This is a genomic window from Hyphomicrobium sp. LHD-15, assembly GCF_031157355.1.
Lineage (GTDB): Bacteria > Pseudomonadota > Alphaproteobacteria > Rhizobiales > Hyphomicrobiaceae > Hyphomicrobium_C.
In genome coordinates this window covers 1,063,907-1,089,588 of record NZ_JAVIFT010000001.1, presented here as the reverse complement: position 1 = coordinate 1,089,588, position 25,682 = coordinate 1,063,907, and the positions used below count along the sequence as shown (strand labels likewise).

The following is a 25,682-nucleotide window of genomic DNA, read 5'->3' as shown; positions in this document are numbered from 1 at the left end:
AAGGCACAGATAGGAACACCACGTATGCAGATGCCCCGCGACATCGGGCCCTTCCACATCATCGGTATTGGCGGCATCGGAATGAGCGCCATCGCCGAGATCCTGCTCGCGAAGGGCTACAGCGTCCAGGGAAGTGACCAGAAGGATTCGGCCAACGTACGCCGCCTGCGCGCCAAGGGCGTGCGCGTGTTCGTGGGGCACGACGCCATCAATCTGGTCGGCGCACGCCAGGTCGTCATCTCGACGGCGGTCAAGCGCAACAACCCCGAATTCGAGGCCGCCCGCGCCAAGGGCCTGCCCATCGTGCGCCGCGCCGAGATCCTGGCCGAGCTGATGCGCCTCTACGCGACGGTCTCGGTCACCGGCACGCACGGCAAAACCACGACCACGTCGCTGATCAGCACCATCTTCGAGCACGCCCGGCTCGATCCGACCGTCATCACCGGCGGCATCATCAATTCGTGGGGCTCGAACGCGCGCCTCGGCCAGGGCCGCTGGATGATCGTCGAGGCGGATGAAAGCGACGGCACCTTCACGCGACTTCCGACCGAAATCGGCGTCGTCACCAACATCGACCCCGAGCACCTCGATTATTTCGGCTCGGTCGAAGCCATGCATCGCGAGTACGAAGCTTTCTTCCGCAACATTCCGTTTTACGGCATGGCGGTGACGTGCACCGATCATCCGGTGGTCAACGACATGGTCGATCGCTTGGAGTTGAAGCGCGACGGACGCCCGCTGCTGACCTACGGCACGCGCGAGGATGCCGATGTGCGCCTTCGCAACGTCATCACCGATGGCCGTTCGATCTTGATCGACGCGGATCTCGGCCCGCGCGTCAGAGGCGGTGCGCGCTCCCTTCGCGGCTGGCGGATTCCGATGCCGGGCCACCACAACGCCTTGAACGCACTGGCGGCGATCGGTGTGTCGGCACAAGCGGGCATTGCTGACGAGGTGATCCGCTCGGGCCTCGAGGCGTTTGCGGGCGTCAAGCGCCGCTTTCAGCTCACTGGCACCTGGAACGGTGTCGAGATCTTCGACGACTACGGCCACCACCCGGCCGAGATCGCGGCCGTGCTCGATGCGGCACGTGCGGGAGCACGCGGGCGCGTCATCGCCGTGGTCGAGCCGCATCGCTACACGCGCGTGCGCGACCTCTTCCACGAGTTTTCGAGCTGTTTCCGCGCCGCCGACAGCGTAATCGTGGCGCCGCTTTACAGCGCCGGCGAAGCGCCTATCGATGGCATCGATACCGTTGCGCTGGCCGAAGGCATTCGTGCCCATGGGCCGGAAGCCGTCGCCACTATCGACGATCCACGCGAGCTGGTCGGCCTCATTCGCCGCCACGGTCGCCCGGGCGATATGGTTGTCTGCCTTGGCGCCGGCAATTCGACCGAATGGGCGCACGCGCTGCCCGAGTGGCTCGAAGCCTCCGAGCCGCGCCGCGCCGGGAGCGCCCTGTGACCATCGCGAAGAGACCGCTGTGACATTCCCAGATCTCACGCCCGACCTGACGGCGCGCCTGCCTGAGCTGCGGGGGCGCCTCAGCGCCAACGCATCGCTCGCCGCCGTCACTTGGTTCCGCGCCGGCGGCCCGGCGCAAGTGCTGTACATGCCGGCCGATGAAGCCGACCTGGCCTACTTCCTGAGGAACAGGCCGAAGGATCTGCCGACCTTCGTAATCGGCCTCGGCTCGAACCTGCTGGTGCGCGACGGCGGCGTGCCGGGGGTCGTCATTCGGTTGGGCCGCGGTTTCGGTGAAGTGAAGATCGAGCCGGGCAACCGCGTACGTGCCGGCACCGTGGTCCCCGACGTGAAGGTCGCGCGCGCGGCCGCCGAAGCAGGCATTTCCGGTCTTGCGTTCTATCGCGGTATCCCGGGCTCCATCGGCGGCGCGCTACGCATGAACGCGGGCGCTCACGGCAGCGAGACCAAGGACGTTCTGCGCGAAGCCCGCGCCGTCGATCCTGACGGCAACATCCACGTTCTGTCTCTCGCCGACATGGGCTTCACCTATCGCCACAGCGCGGTGCCGTCCGATTGGATTTTCACCGAAGCCCTGTTCGAAGGCACGCCCGGCGATCCGGCCGAGATCCTGCGTCAGATGGACGAGGTGGCCGAGTATCGCGAGAAGAACCAGCCGATCAAGGAACGCACCGGCGGCTCGACCTTCAAGAACCCGCCCGGCCACAGCGCCTGGAAGCTGGTCGACGAAGCCGGTTGCCGCGGTTTCCGCGTCGGTGGGGCATCCGTATCCGAGAAGCACTGCAACTTCCTCATCAACGACAGCAACGCCACCGGCGAGGACATCGAGCGCCTCGGCGAGACCGTGCGTGCGCGCGTGAAGGAAAAATCCGGCGTCACGCTGGAATGGGAGATCATTCGCCTGGGCCTGCCGCAGGACGGCCGCCCGGTCGGCGAAGCATTGGCTGAGACAGTGAAATCATGACCAACACCCTGGGCGAGCCGCCCGAGCGAACTTTCGGGCATGTCGCCGTGCTACTCGGCGGCCTCTCTGCCGAGCGCAGCGTGAGCTTGCGATCAGGCGCCGCAGTCGCCGAAGCGCTCGAAGGCGAGGGCTACCGCGTCACCCGCATCGACGTCGACCGCGACATCGCAAGCCGCTTGGCGGCCGAGCGCCCCGACGTGTGCTTCAACGCGCTCCACGGCAAATTCGGAGAGGATGGCTGCATCCAGGGCATCCTGGAGACGATGCAGATCCCGTACACGCATTCCGGCGTGCTCGCCTCCGCGCTCGCCATGCACAAGGAGAACGCCAAGACCGTGATGAAAGCGGCCGGCGTGCCGGTGGCGGAAGCCAAGCTCGTCACCCGCCGCGAGGCGTCCCTGTCGCACGTCTTGCCGCCGCCTTATGTCGTGAAGCCGGTCGACGAGGGCTCGAGCGTCGGCGTGCTCATCGTACGCCCCGAAACGAACAATTGGGCCGGCGCCATCCTGGAGGGAGGCCCGGCCGAGCAGATCGTCATGGTGGAGCGCTTCATCGCGGGTCGCGAGCTGACTTGTGCTGTGATAGGCAACTTTGCGACCGACGTGATCGAGATCGTCCCCCAGAAGGGGCTCGCGTTCTACGATTTCGAGGCCAAATACGCCCCCGGCGGCTCCAAGCACGAGCTTCCGGCCGATATTTTACCGAATGTTTACCAGTTGATCCGGAAATACACTTTGGCGGCCCATGCGTCGCTCGGCTGTCGTGGTGTGTCGCGCGCGGACTTCCGCTTCGACGATACCGACGGCGGAACCGGCGAGCTGATCTGCCTTGAAGTGAATACACAGCCCGGCATGACTGGAACCTCGCTGGTTCCGGAGCTTGCGGGCTACGCGGGCTGGTCGTTCGGCAAGCTCGCGCGATGGATCGTCGAGGACGCGAGTTGTTCGAGGTAGGCCAGACCCGGGTGACCAAGCTGCAGGCGCACGACGCGATCCTGCAAACTCCCGCTCATGACCAATCCTCCTCCCCCGAAGAAGCCGATCTTCACGTCCCCAGAGGCCCCTATCAGATCGAGCCCGATCTCGGCGTAGCCCGCGAGCCGCGCCGGGTTTCGCTGCTGTCGTGGAGGCCCAAGCGCGGCCGCCTCTTGATCGCGGCGTTGGGGATTGGCCTTGGGCTGGGCGCCGTCGAGGAGGCGGTGCGTTTGGGCGGCCACGGCGCCAAGCTCGAACGCTTGGCGCGCGTCATGGGGTTCGGCATCGATCAGGTGACGCTCACCGGGCATCACTTCAGCTTCGATCGCGATGTGTTCGATGCGCTCGATCTCACCAACGTCCGCACCTTCGCCGCCCTCGATACGGCGGCCGTCAAAAGCCGCATCGAGCGCCTGCCGTGGGTCGATAATGCCGAGCTGACGCGCGTCTATCCGGGCGAGCTGCAGATCCGCGTGACCGAGCGCAAGCCCTACGCGATCTGGCAGCGTACCGATCGCCATTACCTGATCGACAAGACCGGCCGGGTGCTCGCCGCCATCGGCGGAGATGCGCTTCCCAATCTGCCGCGCTTCGCAGGCGAGGGGGCGGCCGCAGAGGCCGCGACCCTCATCGAGAATCTCGCCCGATACCCCGAGATCGCAGGTCGCCTGTCCGAGGCCGAGCGGGTCTCGGAGCGCCGCTGGAAGCTCAAGCTCGCGAACGCCACCACCATCGAGCTGCCGCCCGACGGTGAGGTCGGAGCGCTGGAGGAGCTGTCGCGCGATGCCGCGCTGGTCCGTCTTGTCACGGCAGGCTCCACCACACTCGATTTCCGCGGTCCCGGCCGCGTCGCAATTCGTCCCGAGGCGCCGGCTGCGGCAGCAGGCCCGGCAGCGCCGAACACCGGTTCGTGAGGGCGAGGAGACCCAATGACACGAGACAAGGCAAAGCGGCGGAGCGGTAGTTCGAAGCGCGTCACGGGCGTGCTCGACATCGGCACCAGCAAGATCGCCTGCCTGATTGCTCAGGTCGAGCCCAACGGCGTGCGCGTTCTCGGCACCGGCCACCAGCGCGCCGAGGGCGTCAAGGGCGGCGTGATCATCGATCTCGACAAGGCCGAGCAGTCGGCGCGCGCCGCAATTGCGCAGGCTGAGCGCATGGCTGGCGTCGAGCTGTCGGAGGTCCATGTCGCGATTTCGTGCGGCCGCCTGAAGTCGCACAATTTCTCGGCCAAGGCCGACATCGAGAATGGGCTCGTCGCGGAAGCCGATCTCGATCGCCTCTTGAAGGCCGGCCAGGCCTTCGTCGAGCGCGGCGGCCGCTCGCTGGTGCACATGAACGAGGTTGCGCTGAGGATTGATGGCGCCCCCGGCTCGCGCGATCCGCGCGGCATGGCCGCCCATAGGCTCGAGCTCGATCTCCACGCCGTGACCGCCGATGAGGCGCCGCTGCGCAATCTCCTGATGGCGGTCGGACGCTGCTACCTGGAGGTGGCGAGCCACGTTCCCGCGCCGTTCGCGAGCGCCCTTGCAGTTACAAGCGAGGATGAGCGGCGTCTCGGCGTGACCGCGGTCGATATCGGCGCCGGAACCACCAGCATCGCCATGTTCGCGGAGGACCGCTTCGTCCACGCGTGCTCGGCACTCCTCGGTGGCACGCAAATCACCTTCGATATCGCGCGCGCGTTGCATGCGCCTCTTGCGGAGGCCGAGCGAATCAAAGCGCTTTATGGCACAGTGATCTCTGCTCCGTCAGATGAGCACGATGTCTTCTCGTATCCGGCTGCCGGCGATGAAGAAGGTGTCATGCATCACATGACGAAAGCCGAGCTTGCCGAGATCGTAAGGCCGCGTGTGCTGGCCATCGTCGATCACATTCGGCAGCGCTTGGAGGAAAGCGAGATGACGGCTTATGCCGGCCGCTGTCTTGTGCTCACAGGGGGCACCAGCCAGTTGACCGGCTTGGCGGATTTCGTGGCGGCAGAATTAGGTCGTCCGGTGCGCGTTGCAGGTCCGCAAGCCATTTCGGGATTGCCGCCTGCACTTTCTAGTTCCGCGTTTTCGACCGCCGTTGGATTGCTTCTCGCGGAAACGCACGGAGCGGCCGACCGGCGGATCTACAAGGGTCGCGAGCCTGAGGCGGGCAGTTACTTCAAGCGCGTCGGCTCTTGGCTTCGAGAAGGTTTCTAAGTGCTTCCGGACAGGCGTGTCCCGGATGCACGCCAATGTCGAACTCGGCAGGTCTCGCTTTTGAAGGCGGATCGAGACCGGGTCGGTTCTGAATACCGGGAGCCGCGCTGCGGTTGGGTCTCCCGCGTGTGACAACGGGGGCGAAATGAGCATTAAAGGTCAGCTGCCGAATTTTTCGGATGTGAGACCGAAGCTCACGGTAATCGGCGTCGGCGGTGCCGGATGTAATGCCATCAACAACATGATCGCGACCGGGCTTGTCGGCGTCGACTTCATCGTTGCCAACACCGATGCGCAGGCCCTCGCCGCTTCCAGCACCGATTCACGCATTCAGCTTGGCGCCGAATTGACCGAAGGCCTCGGAGCCGGCTCGCGCCCCGAGATCGGCGAGGCCGCGGCCGAAGAGGCTATCGAGGACATTCGCAAGCAGATCAAAGGCTCGCACATGGTGTTCATCGCCGCCGGCATGGGCGGCGGAACGGGAACCGGTGCGGCGTCTGTCATCGCGCGCGTCGCTCGCGAACTCGGCATCCTGACCGTGGGCGTCGTCACCAAGCCGTTCCTGTTCGAAGGCGCACGCCGCGCGCGCATCGCGGAAGCCGGCGTCGCGGAGCTGCGCAACTACGTCGATACGCTGATCGTCATTCCGAACCAGAATCTGTTCCGCATCGCGAGCGAGAAGACCACCTTCTCCGAAGCCTTCGTGATGGCCGATCAGGTGCTCTATTCGGGCGTTGCCTGCATCGTCGATCTGATCATCAAGGAAGGCCTCATCAACCTCGATTTTGCCGACGTGCGCACGGTCATGACCGGCATGGGCACGGCCATGATGGGCACCGGCGAAGCGAGCGGCGAGCGCCGCGCGACGGTCGCGGCCGAGGAGGCGATCTCGAACCCGTTGCTGGACGACGTTTCTCTTCGCGGTGCCAAGGGCCTCCTGCTGTCGATCACCGGCGGCCCCGGTCTCACGCTCTACGAGGTTGACGAAGCCGCAAGCCGCGTACGCCAGGAAGTTGATCCCGAGGCAAACATCATCGTTGGCGCCACCTACGACCCGCAGCTCGGCGATCGCATTCGGGTTTCGATCGTCGCCTCCGGCATGAGCCGGGCAGGAGAGGCGGAACGCCGCCCGCCGGCCCCCGCGGAGGATTGGATTCGCGCGTCGAAAGCAGCGCCCGCCCCCGGCCGCCCTGCGGCACGCCAGGAGGCGTCCCGCGCCGCTCCCCCGCCCGCCAACACTTATGCGCCCGACCCGCGTGAGCTTCGCGGCGGCGCCCAGGATCTCCAGCAGCGGCTGACCGAGGCGCTGCAGTATTCGTCGCCTACAACCCAGCCGTTCGGCTCGCAGAGGGTCCAGCAGCCCGCTAGCGCGCCCTATGACGCCCCCCGCAGCCGCGATTCGTGGCGCGGTCCGGGCAATGTGACGATCGAGGAAGGTCCGCCGCAGTTCCAGCAAGCTTCGACCCCGCCGCCGCTGCCTCAGGGCTATGCCGCGCCGCATCAGGCCCAGACCGGTGCCTTCGCGCCCCAGCCACCGTCCGAGATTCGTCGCCAGCCGCGCCGGGCCCCGGATGCGACCGATTATGCCGCGGCGGCCGGTCAGCGGCCCTATCGCGAAAGCCCCTATGCGGAGGCCGCGCCGGTACCTGAGCAGCGGCCCGTTTCCCAGGCTCCTGAGCCGCGGCGCCGTCTGAGCTTGTTCGAGCGAATCGCCGGCAGGGTGCGCGGAACAGGTGATTCGGATACACGCCATCCGATTCCGTCAGAGCCCTATCAGCACGAGGCGCATCCCGAGCAGGTCCACGCTGCGGAAAACGACATCTACGAGCGTTATCCCCAAGCCGAGGACGATTACGAGCGTAGTAGCCAAGACGCTGAATTGCCCGTATTTTTCAGGGAAAGACGCCGATAGGGCTAGGGTCTCGCTGGCCCGTTCGCGGCACCTCCCCGGGAGGCGGTTGCGAACGTAACACAACGTAAGAAAGCGTGATTTGTGCCACAGCGGGACGGGGGCTATCGTTTCTTAATAACGACCGGTTCGCACTACATCCGCTTCACTCGACTGCCCTTCGGACAACCGAAAAAAGCTTACCGAGAGATAAGCCGGGCAGACAAATCGGGGAAGGAGTGAGCGGAAGCGAGCACCGGACGGGGGTGGCAGACCGTTTTCGGACGGAATGCTAAAATCGAGGGACGGCGCAGCATGTCAAATCGCTTCATCGGCGCGCGACAGACGACGATTGCTCAAGAAATCCAGGTCCACGGCACGGGGGTGCACAGCGGAGCGCCAGTTTCGGTCATCCTGCATCCGGCAGTAGCTGACACTGGGCTCCGTTTCGTGGTTACGAAACGCGGCCGTATCACCGCCGAGATCCCCGCTAAAACCTGCAACGTCAAAAACCTCACGCTCTGCACGGTCATTGGAAACGAAGAAGGCGTTACCGTTTCCACCGTTGAGCACCTCCTCGCCGCCCTCCGCGGCCTCCAGATCGACAACTGCATCATCGAGATCGACAGCAAGGAAGTGCCGATCATGGACGGCAGCTCGGCGCCGTTCGTCGAGGCGATCGATCAAGTCGGTATCCGTGAGCTTCCCGCTCCCCGCCGTTTCCTCAAGGTTCTGAAGCCTGTCCGTGTCGAAGAAGGCGATTGCTGGGGCGAGCTGACCCCGCATTCCGGTTTCCACCTCGATGTCGAAATCGAATTCCCGTCCGCGGTGATCGGCAAGCAGCGCCTTGCCTTCGAGATGAGCCCGGGCGTGTTCCGCAACGAGCTGGCCAATGCCCGCACGTTCGGTTTCATGAGCGACGTCGAGCGCCTTTGGAAGGCCGGCCTCGCTCTCGGTGCCAACCTCACCAACACTGTCGCCATCGGCGACGACCGCGTCATGAACCGCGAAGGTCTCCGCGACCCGCTTGAGTTCGTCCGCCACAAGATGCTCGATGCCGTCGGCGATCTCAGCCTCTCGGGTCACCCGATTCTCGGCGCTTATCGCTCGGTCAAGGGCGGCCACCGCCTGAACTCGTTGGTTCTTCAGAAGCTGCTCGAGGATAGCTCGGCCTGGGCCATCGTGCAGGCTCCCCGCGTCCGCGAAGCTCGCCCGGTCGCCTTCGAGCGCGCCGCGGTCGCTGCTGCCGGCGAGTGATTCGAGAGCGCTGTCGAAGTTTTCAGCCACCGGGGATTCCGTCTCCGGTGGTTCGTTTATCCGGCGCCTGCAACACTCTGTAACCATTTCAATTTTTGTGTTGAACTTGCTGTCTGCGGGCCTCAGATCAACCACATTGTGGAACTACGTTAGATTACGGTGGCGATAGGGGCGTTGCCGGCTTCAGACCTGATCTGAAGTGTGCTAGTCAAACGAGATAACCGCCAGGTGGATGGCGGGACGTCTGAACGACGGTGGGGAGTACGGCTTTCATGCGCACGACGCCAAAATGGGCAGCGGCCGTTCTGTGGTGCGCCATGGGTGGTGTTGCGCTCGCGATGGCCGGCTGCGCGTCGTCCGGCGATACGTCCCAGATTCTCAACACCGACCCACCCGAAAAGATGTACGCCGACGCCGACAAGCTCATGAGCAAGGGCAAGTTCGAAGAGGCGGCCCGCAAGTACGAAGATCTCGATCGCTCGCACCCCTATTCGTCGGAAGCGCGCCGCGCCATCGTTCTCGCCGCTTACGCCTACTACAAGGCCGGCAAGACACCGGAGGCGATTGCCTCGGCCGAGCGCTACACCGTCATGCATCCGGGCACCAAGGATGCGCCGCTCGCGCACCACATCATCGCCTCGGCCTATTTCGACGACATCAAGACTGCCAACCGCGACCAGGGCGCGACTCGCAAGGCGCTTGAGCAGCTCAAGATCCTGAAGTCTCGCTATCCGGACAGCACCTACGCGCGCGATGCCGAAAATCGCATTCGCATCGCGGAGGATACGCTTGCCGCCTCCGAGATGGAGGTCGGCCGCTATTACATGAAGGACAAGAACTTCGTCGCGGCCATCAACCGCTTCAAGACGGTCGTGTCCGATTACCAGACGACCGCGCACGTCGAGGAGGCGCTGATGCGTCTCACCGAGTGCTACATGGCGCTCGGCGTCATCAACGAGGCGCAGACGGCGGTCGCCGTGCTCGGGCACAACTTCCCCGAATCCAAGTGGTACAAGAGCGCCTACGCGCTCCTGAAGTCGGAAGGCCACGCGCCGGCGATGAGCGGCGACTCCTGGATCACCAAGGCCTGGAAGGCCGTGCCCAAGCTATCGCTCGGCGGCCCGGGCTGAGGCCCGTCGCGCCCAACTGCTCCCGCTTCCGCGAAACGCTAGCTAGTGTTTCTTTAAATTTAGGACGCTTCGCAGCCACCTTGGCCATGTTGAACGCTCTAGAGTAGCGTCCTCGTATCGTTGAGGCCGTAAGGACGCGCGGCCTCGCTTAGAGCGGAGTTGAGCGGCTTGGCTAAGAAAGTAACTAAAAGGGACCCAAGTCGGGTGCCCGTTGACAAGCTGACTATAGGCGAAGCGACAGTCGAGCGAGAGCGGCTTGCCGCTGAAATCGCTCATCACGATAAAGTTTATTATCAGTCCGATTCCCCGGAAATTTCTGACGCCGATTACGACGCTCTTAGACGGCGCGTTGCGGAAATCGAAAAACGTTTTCCAAATTTGGAGCTAGGTCTTTTAGACCTTTTGGTCGGCGCAGGCCCTGCTGAAGGATTCAAAAAGGTCCAACACAGCGTGCCTATGCTGTCGCTGGATAATGCATTTTCCGATGAAGATGTTCAGGATTTCGTCACCCGCGTATTGCGATTCTTGCGTATCAATGATCCACAAGGTCTTGAATTGAGCGCTGAGCCAAAAATTGATGGTCTTTCGATCTCGATGAGATACGAGAAAGGGCATCTGGCTCTGGCTGCCACGCGTGGAGATGGGGCCGAGGGCGAAAACGTCACCGAGAATATTCGCACAATTGCTGAAATCCCTGAGCGTCTATCGGGGCGCAATATCCCTTCCGTTTTTGAGGCGCGCGGTGAGATTTATATGCGCCCAGATGATTTTCAGGCTCTTAATCAGAAGCAAGCGGCCATCGGAGCCAAAACTTTTGCCAATCCGCGCAACGCGGCGGCGGGATCGTTGCGCCAGCTCGATGCCGCGATCACTGCCGCGCGTCCGCTTCGTTTTTTTGCCTACACTTGGGGCGAGGTCACCAGTCTACCGGCCGATACTCAGCAAGGCGTAGTTGAGGCGATGAGGGGTTGGGGGCTTCCGGTCAATCCAGACGTTGAACTCTGCAGAACGACTGAAGAGCTGCTTGACTATTACCACCGCATCGGTGAAAGGCGCGCAAGCCTCGGCTACGACATCGACGGTGTCGTCTACAAGGTGAACCGTCTCGACTACCAGGAGCGTCTCGGTTTCGTCTCGCGCTCGCCCCGCTGGGCCATCGCCCACAAGTTCCCGGCCGAGCAGGCCGTGACCCTACTGCGTGACATCGAGATCCAGGTCGGCCGCACCGGCTCTCTGACGCCCGTCGCCAAGCTCGAGCCGGTGACGGTCGGTGGCGTCGTGGTCTCGAACGCGACGCTTCATAACGAGGACGAGATTGCGCGCAAGGACATCCACATCGGTGATACGGTCGTCGTGCAGCGCGCGGGCGACGTGATCCCTCAGATCGTGAGCGTCATCAAGGAAAAGCGGCCCTCCGGGGCCGAACCATTTATTTTCCCCAAGATCTGCCCAGCCTGCGGCAGCCACGCTGTTCGCGAGGCCGACGAGAGCCCGGACTCTGGCGGTGTCGTGCGCCGCTGCACCGGCGGGCTCATCTGCCCGGCTCAGGCCAAGGAACGCCTGAAGCATTTCGTCTCGCGCCTTGCCTTCGATATCGAAGGGCTTGGTGAGGAAAAGATCGAGCTCTTCTTCGAGGACGGCCTCATTCGCCGCCCTGCCGACATCTTCACCCTCGAAGCCAACGACAAGAAAAGTCTGACGCAGCTCAAGAACCGCAAAGGCATGGGCGCAAAGTCGGTCGAGAAGCTGTTCCGCGCCATCGATGCGCGCCGCACCATCGGGCTCGAACGCTTTATCTTCGCGCTCGGTATTCGCCATGTGGGCGAGACCACCGCCAAGGACCTCGCCAAGGCCTATCAGACGTTCGAAGCCTTGCGCGCGGCTGTGGAAGCGGCGGTTCAGGGGGGCAAGGAGAGCGAAGCCTACGCCGACATCGATGCCATCGAAGGCATCGGCGAAACGGTGGTGGATGCGCTCGTTGATTTCTTCTCCGAGCCCCACAATGTCGAGGCGCTCGACGACCTCCTCTCGCACGTCACCGTGACACCCTACGTGCGCGTGCAGGCCACGGACTCGCCGATCACCGGCAAGACCGTCGTCTTCACAGGCACGCTTGAGCGATTTTCGCGCAACGAAGCCAAGGCAACCGCCGAGCGCCTCGGTGCAAAGGTCGCGGGCTCGGTGTCGGGCAAGACTGACTATCTCGTCGCGGGCGCCGATGCCGGCTCCAAGCTTGCCAAGGCGCGCGAGGCGGGTGTGACGGTCCTGACCGAAGACGAGTGGCTGGACCTCATCAAGGGCTGAAAAAGGAGAGCGGGCGGAAGAGCCCGATCACTCCTCCGCCCGCACACCTGCTCAGACCTGCGTCTGCTCAAGTGATAAGTCAGCGCGAATAGTACTTGTCCATGTACGCGCGCCAGCCCCTGTTGCCGTTTCCGGTGCTGACGGTATCGCCCTTGGCGACGTAATTCCGCTTGCGCACCTTGGCGATTGCATTCGGCGCATATTCGGAGGCGACGTCGAGGCCGCGGTCGCGGTCCTTCGCGTACCACTCTTCTTTCTGGTTCTGCTGTGCCTTGGCCTGGGCTTCGGCCTTTGCCTTGGCTTTCGCTTCGGCCTGCGCCTTCGCTTTGGCGCGGGCAAGTCTCATCTGTTTGGCCTTGGCCTGCTGCGCCTTGGCAGCAGCAGCCTCGTTCGGATTGGAGGCCGCGAAGCTCGGAGATGTGCCGACCGCACCGGCCAGCAGAATGAGAATGGCGATGGAAGCTCTCGATAGCATGACCGCGCCCTTTTCTGTCTCGTTGGGTTTGCTCTGACGAATGCCCGGCACGCGAGCGTTGGCGATCGGGCAGCGGGGAACAGCGCCGAAACGCAGCCTGTCGCGACCGATCGGAGAGCAAACTAGAAGGGGGGAGCCCGTCGCGCTGTTACGGCGGGAACAGGGAGCCGCATGGCCGCGCGTGCGCGAACCGAAAAAAGCAATCATGCTCCAGCCGACAATGCGGGGGCATGGCCGCCCCCGCGCCGGACGAGCGCGCTACTTGTACCAAGTGTTATAGGGCCAAGGCACCTCGTGCAGGTCGACCACGTAGGTCGGCCGAATGCGATTGCCCTTCGCGACAGATTGCTTCGGAAGCTTCTGGGCGAGCTTGATCGGGCGCCGCTCGTTTGCCTTGGATTGAGCGTCGCTGAGGCGGGATGCGCTCTCTTCTTGGTCACTGTCGGACTTGGTGACCGATGCTGTGGACTGCGGGATGTCGGCCGCCGGAATTTTTGTAGCCGTCGTGGCCGAGGTCTCGATGTCGCTCGCGCCGCTCGGAGGCGCGGCCTGCGAAATGTCGTGGGAAGCGGCGGAAGTGTTTTGCGACGCGCCCGTCGCAGGCTGTTCAGGGGCAGCGGGGATTTCCCGCGTTTCGGCTTTCGGCGGCGAAGGCATCTGTGTCGCCGAGTTGACCGCGAGCTTTTCTTCGCTCACGCGCTTCGCTTCGGTGGAGGCCTCGCGCTCGCGCTTGAGTTCGTCGCGGAGAGACGCGATCGTGGCTTCCGCCGAACGACGCGCCGTCTGCTCCTCGGTGATCTGCTCGGTCGCCTTCCCGGAATTCGCCTCTATGGCGTTGCGGCGTGCGCGCTCAGCCTCGAGATCGGCGTTGAGCGCTTTTGCGCGCTCGTCCGATTGGCGCTTCTCGGCGCGAACTTTCACGAGCTCGGCATACGCGCGTTCCGATTCCTCGATTGCATGTTTCCCGGCGGCGTCGGCCACCCGCATCATGAAATCGGATTTGATCTCGTCGGAGAACCAGAAGAAGGTGGCGCCGAGCGCGAGCAGGAGGCCGCCGATGCTCATCAGAACATTGCGGTTGTGCCGCTTGGGAGCGGACGCCGGCTGGCTCGCGACGACGGTCATCGCCGTCGATGCAAGTCCGCGCCCCGGATTATAAGTGCCGAAATTCCAGATATGGCCCTGCGGATCGCGGCAGGAGTAGCCGCGCCGGCCGAGGCCGTCGCTCTTGATGTCGAGCACGATATCCGCGCCAGCATCGAGAGAGCGCACGTAGTGGGCATCCGCGTCGTCGACGACGATATAGCAGCTCTGGGTCTCGACGCCGCCCACCTCGTCGGGCTGGCGCATCAGCTTGTCGAGATCCGTATCGCGGACTGCGCCCATCATGATGAGGCTGCCGCGATAGGTCATCTGCCCATAGATGACCTCGCCGTCGTTGTCGGAGACGGCGATCTGCTTCTCGAAGCCGAACGCCTGCTCAAGCCAGCTCATCGCTTCCGCGAGTTCGCGGTAGCGCATCAAGGGCATGAGGTTTGGAGCGGGCAGATGGCTGCTCGCGGTCATGGGACGCTCCAAATTATGTCGGTTGTCGAACTCATTCGCGACCGGACGCACTGCGCACGATCGGTCGGTTGTGAGCGGAGAGTGAGCGCTGGGCCGCGACACCTCCGAATCACAACTCATAAATCATAATAGAAAAACGCCGTGATGCGTTGAAAAAATTACAGAAATAGACGTTGTGATAATTGCTGCATCAACCCGAGCGTATAAAACCCAGAAAAATAGGGAGAAATCGAAGGGGTTTTGCGCGGAAACGAAATAAGTTTCGAGCTTGCGTTCGTTGCGCTTTCAAAGCGGTTTTGTCGCCGCTTCGAGCCAGCGCAAAGTGGCCGCGTCGACCTCGGGGCCGATCACCTCGGCAACCCGGGCGTGATAGGCGTCGATCCAGCGCGCTTCCTCTGGTGTCAGCAACTCGGGAACGATGAGCCGGCGGTCGATCGGCACCAGCGTGAGGGTCTCGAACCCCATCATCTCCCGGTCGCCGCCCTTGGGCCGCTCAGGCTCGGTGACGAGAATGAGATTCTCGATGCGGATGCCGTAAGCGCCTTCCTTGTAGTAGCCTGGTTCGTTCGAGATGATCATTCCGGGCTCGATGGCGACGGCGCCTGCACGCGAAATCGACTGCGGCCCCTCGTGCACCGAAAGATAGCTGCCGACGCCATGACCCGTGCCGTGGTCGTAATCGAGACCGTGCATCCACAACGCGCGGCGTGCGAAGGCGTCGAGGTCCAGGCCGCGTGTGCCTTTGGGAAAGCGGGCCGTGGCAATAGCGATATGCCCCTTCAGAACCAGCGTGAAACGTTCGCGCGCTTCGGCTGGCGGCTCCCCGATCGCGACCGTGCGCGTAATGTCGGTGGTCCCTTCGAGATATTGCGCGCCGGAATCGAGCAGGAACAGCTCGCCCCGCTTCAGCGTGCGATTGCTCGCTTCCGTGACGCGGTAGTGCACGATGGCGCCGTTCGGGCCGCTGCCCGAGATCGTGTCGAACGAGATTTCCTTGAGCGCCTGGCTGCCGGCGCGCTTTTCTTCGAGCGTCCGGACGGCGGTGATCTCGTCGATGGTGCGGCCGTCGGCAATTGCGCTATCGAGCCACGCGAGAAAGCGGACGACGGCCGCGCCGTCGCGCACGTGGGCAATGCGTGCGCCTTTGATCTCCGTCGTGTTCTTGATCGCCTTGAGCGCCACGCACGGATCGCCGCCCCGCACCGCGCTTTTTCCGAGCGCCCGCACGAACCACCAAGCCGACCGGTCATGATCGATGCGCACGCGCCGCCCGGCCTTCTTGAGCGCCGCAACGCGATCCTTGAGCAGCGCGGGCGCGGAAACCTTGACGACGCCATCGAGATGCGTGCGGCAGTCCCGGGTGAGTTTTTCTTGCGCGATGAAAAGCTCGGGCTTTCCGTTGGCCGGAACGATGGCAAAGGCCAGCGCAACCGGATTGTGCGCAACGTCGTGCCCGCGAATGTTGAACAGCCAGCAGACGGAATCCGGCGCCGTCAGCACGACGGCATCCTGTCCCGCGTCTTTGAGCGCTTTCTGGACCGCCGCTATCTTGGTGTCCGCCGCCCGCCCTGAATATTTGAGCGCGTGCGGAACCACCGGGCCATCGGGCGGCGATGGACGATCCTTGCCCCAGATGCGGTCGACGAGATTGCGCCGCGTCGGCTTGAGGAGAATTCCGGCGGGCTTCAGAATGTCGGTGAGCCACGCGATCTCCGCAGCCGTATGCAGCCACGGATCGAACCCGACGACGTCGCCGCTCTTGAGCTTGTCGGCAAGCCACGGACCGAGAGCCTGGCGGGCGAAGCCGGGAAAATCGAACAGCCCGCCGCCGCACTCGCTGCGCGCTTGCACCGTGTAGCGCCCGTCGACAAAAAGGCCGGCATGGCGCCGCGTAATGGCTGTCAGGCCCGCGCTTCCGGTGAAGCCCGTGAGCCAGCGCAGCCGCTCCGAGCTGGGGGCCACGTATTCGCCCTGATGCTCGTCTCCGCGCGGCTGCAACACGGCCTGCAAACCTTCGTCGGCCAAAAGGGCGCGCAGGCGCTTCACCCGGTCGGGAACCGCAGCGGCATCGGAAGGCGCGGCGAACGTCTGAAACATGGAAGTCCAGTCCTTGTAGCTAGAGCATTTTCCGACGAAGCCTGTCCCGGACACGATCCGGGATGGACACCGGTTCGTCGAAAGAAAATGCGACAAAACAAGAATCTAGAGCGCGGCTCCGATTCCGTAGGATCGGACCACGCTCTAGCTTCGCTTCACCAGCGTCAACGTCGACCACCCATCGTAGCGCTGATGGCTCGAAAGCGAGAAGCCTTGCGCCCGGTAGGCAGCGATCACGCGAGGAGCTTCCCGGTTGAGAATTCCGGAGAGAATGATCGTTGCGCCCTTCGCGGCCGAGCGGCGGATGTCGGGCGAAAGCGTGATGAGCGGTCCCGCGAGAATGTTCGCGACGATGAGATCGAACGGAATGTCCTTACGCACCCCTGGCGACGAAACGCCGGGCCCGCAGGTATACCGGAGGCGAGGGCCAACCTTGTTCACCGCCGCGTTCTCGCGTGCGACGATCACCGACTGCTCATCGATGTCGACGCCATGGATCGCCGCGTTCGGCCACGACCGCGCCGCCGCGATGGCGAGGATGCCCGACCCGCATCCGAGATCGAGAATGTTGCGGAATGTGCGCGTGTGGCTCAGCCGGTCGATGGCGAGTAGGCAGCCGTACGTCGTTGCATGATGCGCCGTACCGAAGGCTTCGCCGGCTTCGATCAGGATCGCGTTGGGCCCCTGCGGAACGCGGTCGCGATCGTGGCAGCCATGGACGGTGAATTTGTGGGCGCGCACCGGCGGCAGCGCGGCCTGCGAAAGCGCAACCCAGTTGAGATCGGGAATCTCGTCCGATCGGAAGGCCGGCGGCGCCTCGCCAAGCAGCGCTTCAAGTTCGGCTTCGATGTCACTCGCGGTGCGCGCGTCCGAGAAATAGGCTTCGATCCGCCAGATGGGCGGAGCGTCGTCGCTCACCTTGTTTTCGAAGATGGTGAGCGCATCCGGCGGCGGCTCGAGCAGGTCCTGCAGCGCGCTGGCGATTTGCATGGCGCGCCCGCGATCCTCGATCTCGGCGATCAGCTTATGAGGGGTCATGAAGTCCGTTTTTTCTTATTGGAACAGCACACAGATTAGCCAGCCCCTGGAGAGGCTGGCGGTGGGGAACATAGACCATGATCGCTTCGGACCCTACCAGTCCGAAGCGTGAATCATAGGTCTCACTGAGGTGACCATGATCGCTTCGGACTTTTTCTGCGCTGCCGATTCACGCCGCGCCCGATAGGAGGCGCGACGATCGGAGCGCGGGGTCCGAAGCGTGAATCATAGGTCTCGTTAAACAGCTAAAGCACATACGCTTTAGCCCGTGATGCCGGCGCGCGTCAGGTCTGCTGATCGGGAGCAGGGGGCGGAGCCGCGACGGCCGTCTCTTCGGGGATGGGAAGGGTGCGCTCCACCTCGCGGCCTTCGTTGTCGTCGAGGGAGCAATCCGGCAGGTTGTCCAGGAACACGTCCCATTTGGCGTCGAGATGAGCTGAAGCAGCTTCTGGCCCGAGCGTCCGCAATGTGCCGTCCGGCTCCTCCGTCACGAGCCCATCGGCGATGAGCCTCTGCAACGCGTCCTCTAGATCGAAATCGACCGAGACGCCGAAGCTCGCCGTCAGATACTGCTCGATGGCGGCATCGATGGCCGGAAGGTCCGAGTGCTTCGCGCTTTCCTTGGCGAGCACGCTGTAGAGCAGCATTTCCTCTTTGACGTCTTCTTCCGCCGCGCGATCCGCGAGCTTGATCAGCACGCCGCGGTTGTCGGCCATGGCGTGGAAGTAGAGGTTCTGCGCCATCACCACCATGTAGCGCTGCTTCTGGTTCAGGAAATTCACGGCTTGCCGGAACACGATGCCGCCGAGGCCGAGCGCGGCGCCTGCCGCCATCAGCGGGTTGGTCGCCGCGACCGCGATCTTGCCGGCCGCGCTCACTGCGCCCATGCCGAGGCCGCCACCCGCGGTGATGCCGAGCCGCAGCTTGTCGAGCAGGCGGAACTTCACGCGCGTGTTGGGAAACACCATCTCCACGTCGCTACGCGGAATGTTCTTGAAGAGCTTCAGGTAGATGTTCTTGTCGTCGACGCCTGACGGGATCATCGCCCGCAGGTTTCGAACCGCCTTTTCGGCTTCCTTGCGGGGCAGACGCTGCTCTTTCATGACTTCGAGCACGCGCGTCTCGAACGGCTTGAGCTTGAACAGCAGGAACAGGCGCTGGAAGATCGGAACGTCGAACTCTTCTTTGCGCATGAAGCGGCTTAGCCTGCGCCGTTGATCGCGCCGGTTGGAAGCACCGCGATAGTAGATCAGGATTTCCTCGAACGCCGTGAAGTCCACGTGCAGGTCGAGGCCGTAGTGGGAGTCCTCCGTCAGGATCATCTGCACGTCCGACGGATCGATGCGAACGTAGTTGGCCTGCTTCAGGATCTTTTCGATATCCACCACCACACGCTTCTGCATCGCGTGCCGTTCGTCGTCCGTGAACGAGCGTGTGATCAGAAGATCGCTGTCGGGGCTGAACGTCTCGTAGGCCTGAAGTACGGTGCTGAGCGCGACGCTGTGCTGCTGGCGGCGCCAGTATTCCAGATAGCGGAAGAAGCGGCGTGCGGCCGCCGCCTTCCTGTTCGGCCAAACTTGCGGGGCCGTGAGGCGGTCGATCAGGGCGTAGGTGGTGACGGGGATGAAGCGCTCGCGCGGGCGCTCGGCATCCGGCGGAACGAGGTCGCGGGCTTGTATGGCGAGAACGGCTTTGGGCTCCGCGGGAGCTGCGGACACGCCGGGTGTCGCCATCGCAACGTCCTGAGCCGTCATCCCCATTCTCCCCTACGCCGACGTCCTACGATACTCAAACGCCGCTTGGAGGCGCGCATGCGCGCCCGCCTTCAAATTCAAACACCGGCGCGTGGCCTAGCATCTCGAAATCTGTGCCGGATTGATACGGCCTCGCCGGCTCGAGGTCCAGACCTCGGCTGGTGATTAACCGAAACCGGGACAAAGGAAATTTACCCGCACCCGTCCAATTGCGAATTCACAGCCTAGAACAGCTCTCGTTCAACAATTTGACGGAAGAGAGCGGAAGGCCCGCCTTAGGTAACAGCCTCTCGCGGTCAGGCGCGATGATAGGGATGCCCGGAGAGAATGGTCGCGGCGCGATAGAGTTGCTCGGCCAGGATGATGCGGGCGATGCCGTGCGGTAACGTCAAAGGCCCGAGCGATAGTTTGAGCTGGGCACGTGAGAGCACAGCCTCGCCATGCCCGTCCGGGCCACCGATCAGAAATGCGAGTGTGCGAGTGCCCTCGTCGCGTCGCGCCGCAAGCCAGCGGGCGAAGGCGTCGCTGCCGAACGCCTTTCCGCCGCCGTCCAGCGCGACCAGAAGGTCGGCGCCCGAGGTGGAATCGAGCAGACGTGAGGCTTCGTCAGTGCGCCGTTGGGTGACGCCCGATTGGCGCGCCTCGGGCAATTCGGCAAGCGTCAGCGGCCCGAGCGCGACGGCGCGGCCCGTGTCGTCGATGCGCTTTGCGTATTTGAGATATAGCTCACGCTCGGGACCATCCTTGAGACGTCCCACGGCGATGATGGAAAGACGCATTCAACCCTGCTCCCGCCAGCCCGATTTGCTCTAGCACGGGAGTGCCCGGATAGACTCGCCGTGACGGCGCCCATAGCGCCGCCGTCACCGGCAGACGAGAGCTTCGCGGTCCGCGACGCCCTTTAGTGCGAGGTCTGCTCGCCCGGCCTCGTGGCGGACCACATCTTTTCGAGATTGTAGAAATCCCGAACCTCGGCACGGAAAACGTGCACGAGAATGTCCACGGCGTCGATCAGGACCCAGTCGCAGGTCTCGAGACCCTCGACCCGGACGGTACCGATGCCTTTTTCCTTGAGGTGCTTGCGAAGCTGTTCGGCGATCGCGCCCACGTGGCGATCAGAGCGCCCCGTTGCAATCACCATGAAGTCGCCAAGCGACGACTTACCTTTGAGGTCGATCGTTACGATCTCTTCGGCCTTGGCTTCATCGAGCCAATGCTGAACCTCTTTGAGCAGAGCTTCCGAGCTGGCGCGCTGCGGCACGATCTCGGCGGGAGGCGCACCCTTACGGGCGCCCTCAATGGCGGTTCGCATCTTTTGGTGAATATCCTTTCCTTTGGAGCACCAAGTGAGGCCATCCTTCGTTACGGCCACCAGGCACAAGGCGGACTAATCAAAAACGCACCGGCCGACCCGCGTCACATCTTGGCCGGTTGATCCACCACCGGAAGCGCCTCATTGCGCCACCAGCCCGTGCAGGATAGCTTCCGGTCGCCCCGCCAGCAATAGGATCTTGCCCGGATTGTCGCACCCGTCGCAGCTCGGAGAGCCGCGGTGCTTGCGTCATTCTGTAGAAAATACGTCGCAAGTCCTGCGTTAAGCCTTCTTCCCAAGCGAGCTCTTGGGTGAGCCGAGACGTCCTGCCGCGCGGATTTCACTGGAGGATTCAGGGGAAAGCCGGAGCGTGAGGTAAGCCCACGCTGGCGGCGTCTGCAGCGCCAAAGCAGGAACCTGGCTGTCCGGAACGCGGTACTTGGCCAGCGCTCGGGCAGCCGGTGCCGCAAGCGCCTTGAGCCGCCATTGCGGACGATCTGCAACTAAAAACGGCATCAAGGACGCGATCCGCCGCCAATCCGCCCAGCGATGGAATCCCGCGAGATTGTCGCCGCCCATGATCCAGACGAAATGCACGTCCGGATAGCGCCGCCGCAGAAACGCCAGCGTGACGACGGTCGATACGTTGCGAAGCTCGGCCTCGAAACCGGTCACCTTGATGCGCGGATGGACCGCAAGCGCCCGGCATTCCGCCAGTCGCTCGTCGAGAGGCGCGAGGTCCGAATGGCTCTTCAGCGGATTCCCGGGCGAGACCAGCCACCAGATCTCGTCGAGTTCGAGCCGCTTCAGAGCCGCTTCCGAAATCGCCACGTGAGCCCGGTGCGGCGGGTTGAATGATCCGCCCATGAGCCCGATCCGCTGTCCGGCGACCGCCGGCGGAACGCGGACCGACATCGAGCCGAAGCTTTTCGAGGAGACGCGGGCGGACATCGGACCCAATTCGAGGTGAGGTGGCGAGCGGAGCGGCGGAACTGGTTTTCACTCGATCCGAGTGAAAACCAGCCTGCTGCGAATGATATAGAGTGTCACGAAACAGATGAGCACGGCTATCGTCTTCGCCAGTATCGGAGAGAAGCCGAAAGCATGGATCCCGATGGCCGTTGCGACCGCGGTGAGCACGAGTCCGAGCAGGCCGGTCGCCAGAAATTCGATAAACAGCCGCCTCTGGCTCTTGTGGCTGCCATCCGAGCCGAACACGAAGCGCTTCGAGAGATCGTAGTTGAACACGAGCGCGATCGCGTAGGCGATGATGCTCGCGGTCACGGGGATGTCGTAGGTGTGGGTGAGGAACAGGAAGATCCCGTAGTCGATCGTTACGCTCGCGAGGTTGACGCCGGTGTAACGCAGCAGGCGGCGGATGCGATAGGCCCGGTCGCTCGCGCTGCGCGGCGGCGCCAGGGTCTCGCCGGCGAGGTCGAGCGGGGGATCGTTGTCTTCCAGTGTCGTCACATCAAGCTCCTTCGCCTTGCGGGCGACGCGCGGTCGTCCGCACCAAGGTCATAAGCTGAAATCGGGATGTTGCCGCGAAGTACTTGGAAGAGCCAAAACGCCGCTCCTCCACGATAACTCCTTGCTACCTAGGTTATAACCCGTCAGTATTTTAATGAGAGTCTCTGATTCCAGGGGCTTTTTTTGTGGCTGATCCGGGGGCAAGGCGTGAAATCCGGTTCCGATGTCGCGATTTCCGCCAGGGATGGTGGGCCTTCCAGCGCGATCCGCGACGCATCGTCTCCGGCCCGGTCCGGCGCCGATTCGGAAGCCGTCAGAGATCTCAAGGCGCGGGACAACACCACCAACTGGCTTCATCTCCTGCAGATCTATGCCGTCATCGCGATCACCATCGCCCTCGCGATCGAGGCCAATGAGTGGATCGACGAGATGGGATACGGCTGGGGCTGGATCGTCGCGGTCAACACGATGGCCGCGTTGGTGCTGGGGGCGGCCCAGCATCAGTTCGGCGGCGCCATCCACGAAGGCACGCACTTTCTTCTTTTCAAGAACCGCAAGCTGAACGAAGTGGCGTCCGATTGGCTCGCGGCCTTCCCGATCTACACCTCCACCTACCAGTTCCGTCTTCATCATCTGGCGCACCACCAGTTCGTCAACGATCCCGAGCGTGATCCGGACATCGCCCAGCTCAAGGAAAGCGGCCATTGGCTGGATTTCCCGGTGCCGTCGATCGAGCTGCTGTGGGGGTTCCTGAAACGCCTGTCGCCGGTGAAGCTGTTTCTGTTCACCGTCTTCCGCGCCAAGTATTCGGCAGTCGGCTTCGACGAGCACGCCTACATCGATCCCGCCGCGCAAGGCTCGAAATGGCCGCTGCGCGTTGGCATTCTCTATGCCGTTGCGGCGCCGATCGCGACCGTAGAGCTCATCCGCTTCGTCGATGCGAGGCTCGGGTGCGCCGTGCTGATCGCTTCGACGATCGTCGCCATCGCCTATCTGCTGCTGGCTCCTGAAAGCGCTTTCACGCAGACGCGCTTGGCGCCGGTCATCTCCCATCGCGCAACGATGCTGAGCCGTGTCGTCTATTTCGCGATCCTCTACGGCACCCTGACCTATCTGACGGTCTCGGGCATCGCCCCGGCCTGGAAGTATTTCAACCTTTATTGGGTCATCCCGCTGTTCACCTCGTTCCCGCTGTTCATGATGTTGAGGCAGTGGGTGCAGCACGGGAACGCCGATCGTGGCCGTTATACCAACACGCGCGTATTCCTCACCGGCCCCTTGGTCCGCTACGCGGTGTTTCCCTGGGGCATGGATTATCACCTGCCCCACCACCTGATGGCCTCCGTGCCGCACTACAACTTAAAGCGCCTGCACGAGCTTCTGCTCGCGGACCCGACCTACCGCGAGAAGGGCGTCGTGCTGCACGGCTTCTTTGCATCTTCCGAAGGCCCGTCCGCGCTGGAAGCGCTGGGTCCGGCCCATGCGCCCGCTAGCCGTGAGCGCGCCTATGTCGACAACGCCGCCCTCGAATACGCGGAGCTGCGGGATGCAAACGGCATCGCACGCGAGGCGGCCCGCTCGGAGCAGGCATCCTAGACCATGATCGCTTCAGGCCCTATCAGCCTGAAGCGTGAATCATCGGTCTCACTAAAAACCACCATGATCGCTTCGGGCCCATGCGCTCCGATCGTCGCGACCCCTATCGGGCGCGGCGTGAATCGGCAGCGTAGGAAGAGTCCGAAGCGTGAATCATCGGCCTCATCAAGGCACGGCTTGTCGGCAAATTTCACCGCGACGTTGGAAACCGACCGATTTCGGCCGGCTACAAACGATTTGGTAATGGCTCCAGACCATGATCGCTCGAGGCCTCATCCGCCTGGAGCGCAAACATGGGTCTCGTCATGGACCTAGAGCGCGGCTGCGATACAATCGAAGCTGATCGCGCGCTCGGGAATGGTTGAGGTCGGAGAGCATTCAAACGCGCACGGCCCCGCTTGAACGCGGCAACCGTTGCGACCGTCGGGGCGGTGAGATGACGAAGCGGGAAGACCTGAAGCTGTTGATCGTGGAAGATCGTCAGGTGATGTTGAAGATCATCCGGCGCCTGCTCTTGCAACTTGGCTACGCCCATGTCGACGAAGCCGTGAACGGCCTGCAGGCGCTCGACCGCATCCGCGAGAACACTTACGACCTGATCCTCTCGGACTGGAACATGGACGGCATGAGCGGATTCGATCTCCTGAAGATCGTGCGCGCCGCTCCCGCAACGCACGCGACGCCGTTCATCCTGGTCACTGCCGAAGCCAAGCCGGAAAACATTTTGGCCGCCAAAGCGGCAGGCGCCAACGGCTATCTGCTGAAGCCGTTCAAGCTCGATATGCTGGAAAAGACGCTCGACAGCGTCCTGGCCGCGACGCATGGCGCCGACACTCTCGCCGTCGCCTGATCCTGCCCGTATTTCTTTTTAGCCCGGACGAACCTGACCGTTGCCGCGCAGCACGTACTTGAAGCTCGTGAGCTGCTCGACGCCAACCGGCCCGCGCGCATGCAGCTTGCCGGTTGCGATGCCGATTTCCGCGCCGAACCCGAACTCGCCGCCGTCCGCAAATTGCGTGGAGGCGTTCCACAGCACGATTGCGCTATCCACCTCGCCGAGGAACCGCTCGGCGGTCGCTTCGTCGGCGGTGATGATCGCATCCGTATGCTGCGAGCCGTAACGGCTGATGTGTGCGATCGCTTCGCCGACGCCGTCCACCGTCTTCACCGCGATAATCGCGTCGAGGAATTCATGCCCATAGTCGCCGGGCTGGGCCGCCTTCACGCGCGGATCGGCAGCCTGGGCGGCGCTATCGCCACGCACTTCGGCACCCGCTTCGAGCAAGGCCTTGACGAGCGTCGGCAGGTAGTCGGCGGGCGCGTTACGGTCCACCAGCAGGCATTCGGTCGCTCCGCAAACGCCGGTGCGGCGCATCTTGGCATTGACCAGCACCGTGCGCGCCATATCGAGATCGGCCTTGGCATCCACGTAGGTGTGATTGATGCCTTCCAGGTGCGCGAACACCGGCACGCGCGCTTCCTTTTGCACGCGCTCGACGAGGCTCTTGCCGCCGCGCGGAACGATCACGTCGATCGCGCCGTCGAGGCCCGTCAGCATAAGGCCCACGGCCTCGCGGTCGGGCGTCGCGACGTATTGGATGGCACCTTGCGGCAAGCCGGCTTCCGCGAGGCCTTCCGCGAGCGCGGCATAGATCGCGCTGCTCGAATTGTAGCTGTCGCTCCCGCCGCGCAGGATGGCCGCGTTGCCCGACTTGAGGCAGAGCGCCCCCGCGTCGGCGGTGACGTTCGGCCGGCTCTCGTAGATGATGCCGATCACGCCGATCGGCACGCGCACGCGCTGGATTTTGAGCCCGTTGGGTCGGGTCCAGTCCGAAAGCACCGAGCCGACCGGATCTGCGAGCGCCGCGACCTCTTCCAGGCCTTTGGCGATCCCCTCGATGCGCGCTTCGGTGAGGACAAGGCGGTCGACGAGAGATTCAGCGCGCCCGGCTGCGCGAGCGGCGGCGACATCCTTGGCATTCTGGATCAGGATGTCCTTGGCGTCGCGGCGCAGCACGTTGGCCGCGATGAGCAAAGCCTTGTCCTTGGCTTCGCGCGGCGCGAGCGCAAGCTGCCGCGAAGCTTCGCGCGCAGCAAGGCCGATGTCGCGCATCAAGGCGCCGATGGACGTGTCTTGCTGAGTAGCTTTCTGCATGGTCGGTAACTTTGGGCTTTCGGGTGCC

Annotated in this window: 21 protein-coding genes; 11 read left to right on the top strand and 10 right to left on the bottom strand. The window is 63.5% G+C overall.

Annotation, left to right across the window (positions count from 1 at the left end; all coding sequences use genetic code 11):
- Nucleotides 1–24 precede the first annotated feature (24 nt).
- The 9 genes from murC (at nucleotide 25) to ligA (ending at nucleotide 12,191) form a co-directional block, all read left to right on the top strand.
- Complete coding sequence (murC, locus tag RCO24_RS04960; RefSeq protein ID WP_308960303.1) at nucleotides 25–1,464, top strand: UDP-N-acetylmuramate--L-alanine ligase; 1,440 nt, start codon at nucleotides 25–27, stop codon at nucleotides 1,462–1,464.
- 19 nt (nucleotides 1,465–1,483) lie between these two features.
- A complete protein-coding gene (gene murB, locus RCO24_RS04955; RefSeq protein WP_308960301.1) occupies nucleotides 1,484–2,449 on the top strand; it encodes a UDP-N-acetylmuramate dehydrogenase in 966 nt (321 codons plus the stop codon).
- Nucleotides 2,446–3,402, top strand: a complete 957-nt coding sequence (locus RCO24_RS04950; protein WP_308960300.1) for a D-alanine--D-alanine ligase — start codon at nucleotides 2,446–2,448, stop codon at nucleotides 3,400–3,402. Before murB ends, RCO24_RS04950 begins: the two co-directional genes overlap by 4 nt.
- Complete coding sequence (locus RCO24_RS04945) at nucleotides 3,369–4,337, top strand: cell division protein FtsQ/DivIB (RefSeq protein ID WP_308960298.1); 969 nt, start codon at nucleotides 3,369–3,371, stop codon at nucleotides 4,335–4,337. Before RCO24_RS04950 ends, RCO24_RS04945 begins: the two co-directional genes overlap by 34 nt.
- Nucleotides 4,338–4,352: 15 nt before the next feature.
- Nucleotides 4,353–5,612, top strand: a complete 1,260-nt coding sequence (ftsA, locus tag RCO24_RS04940; RefSeq protein ID WP_308960297.1) for a cell division protein FtsA — start codon at nucleotides 4,353–4,355, stop codon at nucleotides 5,610–5,612.
- A gap of 145 nt (nucleotides 5,613–5,757) precedes the next feature.
- Entirely contained in the window at nucleotides 5,758–7,524 is a 1,767-nt protein-coding gene (gene ftsZ / locus RCO24_RS04935; RefSeq protein WP_308960296.1) for a cell division protein FtsZ, read from the top strand.
- A gap of 291 nt (nucleotides 7,525–7,815) precedes the next feature.
- On the top strand, nucleotides 7,816–8,757 hold the full coding sequence (lpxC, locus tag RCO24_RS04930; RefSeq protein ID WP_308960295.1) for a UDP-3-O-acyl-N-acetylglucosamine deacetylase: 942 nt from the start codon (nucleotides 7,816–7,818) through the stop codon (nucleotides 8,755–8,757).
- Nucleotides 8,758–9,029: 272 nt separating this feature from the next.
- A complete protein-coding gene (locus RCO24_RS04925) occupies nucleotides 9,030–9,887 on the top strand; it encodes an outer membrane protein assembly factor BamD (protein WP_308960294.1) in 858 nt (285 codons plus the stop codon).
- A 168-nt stretch (nucleotides 9,888–10,055) separates the two neighbouring features.
- Nucleotides 10,056–12,191, top strand: a complete 2,136-nt coding sequence (ligA, locus tag RCO24_RS04920; RefSeq protein ID WP_374990910.1) for an NAD-dependent DNA ligase LigA — start codon at nucleotides 10,056–10,058, stop codon at nucleotides 12,189–12,191.
- A 79-nt stretch (nucleotides 12,192–12,270) separates the two neighbouring features.
- Here ligA and RCO24_RS04915 read toward each other — a convergent pair whose 3' ends face one another.
- From RCO24_RS04915 to RCO24_RS04875, 9 genes are all read right to left on the bottom strand, one after another.
- Entirely contained in the window at nucleotides 12,271–12,666 is a 396-nt protein-coding gene (locus tag RCO24_RS04915) for a hypothetical protein (RefSeq protein WP_308960291.1), read from the bottom strand.
- Between the two features lie 258 nt (nucleotides 12,667–12,924).
- Entirely contained in the window at nucleotides 12,925–14,232 is a 1,308-nt protein-coding gene (locus RCO24_RS04910; RefSeq protein ID WP_308960290.1) for a VOC family protein, read from the bottom strand.
- A gap of 285 nt (nucleotides 14,233–14,517) precedes the next feature.
- Entirely contained in the window at nucleotides 14,518–16,329 is a 1,812-nt protein-coding gene (locus RCO24_RS04905) for an aminopeptidase P family protein (protein WP_308960288.1), read from the bottom strand.
- Between the two features lie 144 nt (nucleotides 16,330–16,473).
- On the bottom strand, nucleotides 16,474–17,367 hold the full coding sequence (locus RCO24_RS04900; RefSeq protein WP_308960287.1) for a 50S ribosomal protein L11 methyltransferase: 894 nt from the start codon (nucleotides 17,365–17,367) through the stop codon (nucleotides 16,474–16,476).
- Between the two features lie 284 nt (nucleotides 17,368–17,651).
- Nucleotides 17,652–19,121: a TMEM143 family protein gene (locus RCO24_RS04895; RefSeq protein WP_308960286.1), complete on the bottom strand. Its 1,470-nt coding sequence runs from the start codon at nucleotides 19,119–19,121 to the stop codon at nucleotides 17,652–17,654.
- 296 nt (nucleotides 19,122–19,417) lie between these two features.
- On the bottom strand, nucleotides 19,418–19,900 hold the full coding sequence (rlmH, locus tag RCO24_RS04890; protein WP_308960285.1) for a 23S rRNA (pseudouridine(1915)-N(3))-methyltransferase RlmH: 483 nt from the start codon (nucleotides 19,898–19,900) through the stop codon (nucleotides 19,418–19,420).
- Between the two features lie 122 nt (nucleotides 19,901–20,022).
- Nucleotides 20,023–20,433, bottom strand: a complete 411-nt coding sequence (gene rsfS / locus RCO24_RS04885) for a ribosome silencing factor (protein ID WP_308960284.1) — start codon at nucleotides 20,431–20,433, stop codon at nucleotides 20,023–20,025.
- 282 nt (nucleotides 20,434–20,715) lie between these two features.
- On the bottom strand, nucleotides 20,716–21,384 hold the full coding sequence (locus RCO24_RS04880; RefSeq protein WP_308960283.1) for a nicotinate-nucleotide adenylyltransferase: 669 nt from the start codon (nucleotides 21,382–21,384) through the stop codon (nucleotides 20,716–20,718).
- Between the two features lie 48 nt (nucleotides 21,385–21,432).
- Nucleotides 21,433–21,903, bottom strand: coding sequence for a GtrA family protein (locus RCO24_RS04875; protein ID WP_308960281.1), 471 nt, complete (start codon nucleotides 21,901–21,903; stop codon nucleotides 21,433–21,435).
- Nucleotides 21,904–22,110: 207 nt separating this feature from the next.
- Here RCO24_RS04875 and RCO24_RS04870 point away from each other — a divergent pair, with 207 nt between their 5' ends.
- Both RCO24_RS04870 and RCO24_RS04865 read left to right on the top strand, forming a co-directional pair.
- Nucleotides 22,111–23,499, top strand: coding sequence for a fatty acid desaturase (locus RCO24_RS04870; protein WP_308960279.1), 1,389 nt, complete (start codon nucleotides 22,111–22,113; stop codon nucleotides 23,497–23,499).
- Nucleotides 23,500–23,935: 436 nt separating this feature from the next.
- On the top strand, nucleotides 23,936–24,349 hold the full coding sequence (locus tag RCO24_RS04865; protein WP_308960277.1) for a response regulator: 414 nt from the start codon (nucleotides 23,936–23,938) through the stop codon (nucleotides 24,347–24,349).
- An 18-nt stretch (nucleotides 24,350–24,367) separates the two neighbouring features.
- Here RCO24_RS04865 and RCO24_RS04860 read toward each other — a convergent pair whose 3' ends face one another.
- Nucleotides 24,368–25,654 (bottom strand): glutamate-5-semialdehyde dehydrogenase, encoded by a 1,287-nt coding sequence (locus tag RCO24_RS04860; RefSeq protein WP_308960275.1) that lies wholly within the window; start codon nucleotides 25,652–25,654, stop codon nucleotides 24,368–24,370.
- Nucleotides 25,655–25,682 lie beyond the last annotated feature (28 nt).

What these genes read in the sequence shown, in the direction of transcription:
- RCO24_RS04945 (WP_308960298.1), top strand. Translation starts at nt 3,369, where the DNA reads ATGGATCGTCGAGGACGCGAGTTGTTCGAGGTAGGCCAGACCCGGGTG.
- RCO24_RS04905 (WP_308960288.1), bottom strand. Translation starts at nt 16,329, where the DNA reads ATGTTTCAGACGTTCGCCGCGCCTTCCGATGCCGCTGCGGTTCCCGAC.
- RCO24_RS04950 (WP_308960300.1), top strand. Translation starts at nt 2,446, where the DNA reads ATGACCAACACCCTGGGCGAGCCGCCCGAGCGAACTTTCGGGCATGTC.
- RCO24_RS04900 (WP_308960287.1), bottom strand. Translation starts at nt 17,367, where the DNA reads ATGACCCCTCATAAGCTGATCGCCGAGATCGAGGATCGCGGGCGCGCC.
- rlmH (WP_308960285.1), bottom strand. Translation starts at nt 19,900, where the DNA reads ATGCGTCTTTCCATCATCGCCGTGGGACGTCTCAAGGATGGTCCCGAG.
- murC (WP_308960303.1), top strand. Translation starts at nt 25, where the DNA reads ATGCAGATGCCCCGCGACATCGGGCCCTTCCACATCATCGGTATTGGC.
- ftsZ (WP_308960296.1), top strand. Translation starts at nt 5,758, where the DNA reads ATGAGCATTAAAGGTCAGCTGCCGAATTTTTCGGATGTGAGACCGAAG.
- RCO24_RS04925 (WP_308960294.1), top strand. Translation starts at nt 9,030, where the DNA reads ATGCGCACGACGCCAAAATGGGCAGCGGCCGTTCTGTGGTGCGCCATG.
- RCO24_RS04915 (WP_308960291.1), bottom strand. Translation starts at nt 12,666, where the DNA reads ATGCTATCGAGAGCTTCCATCGCCATTCTCATTCTGCTGGCCGGTGCG.
- rsfS (WP_308960284.1), bottom strand. Translation starts at nt 20,433, where the DNA reads ATGCGAACCGCCATTGAGGGCGCCCGTAAGGGTGCGCCTCCCGCCGAG.
- RCO24_RS04910 (WP_308960290.1), bottom strand. Translation starts at nt 14,232, where the DNA reads ATGACCGCGAGCAGCCATCTGCCCGCTCCAAACCTCATGCCCTTGATG.
- RCO24_RS04860 (WP_308960275.1), bottom strand. Translation starts at nt 25,654, where the DNA reads ATGCAGAAAGCTACTCAGCAAGACACGTCCATCGGCGCCTTGATGCGC.
- RCO24_RS04895 (WP_308960286.1), bottom strand. Translation starts at nt 19,121, where the DNA reads ATGACGGCTCAGGACGTTGCGATGGCGACACCCGGCGTGTCCGCAGCT.
- RCO24_RS04880 (WP_308960283.1), bottom strand. Translation starts at nt 21,384, where the DNA reads ATGTCCGCCCGCGTCTCCTCGAAAAGCTTCGGCTCGATGTCGGTCCGC.
- ftsA (WP_308960297.1), top strand. Translation starts at nt 4,353, where the DNA reads ATGACACGAGACAAGGCAAAGCGGCGGAGCGGTAGTTCGAAGCGCGTC.
- lpxC (WP_308960295.1), top strand. Translation starts at nt 7,816, where the DNA reads ATGTCAAATCGCTTCATCGGCGCGCGACAGACGACGATTGCTCAAGAA.
- RCO24_RS04865 (WP_308960277.1), top strand. Translation starts at nt 23,936, where the DNA reads ATGACGAAGCGGGAAGACCTGAAGCTGTTGATCGTGGAAGATCGTCAG.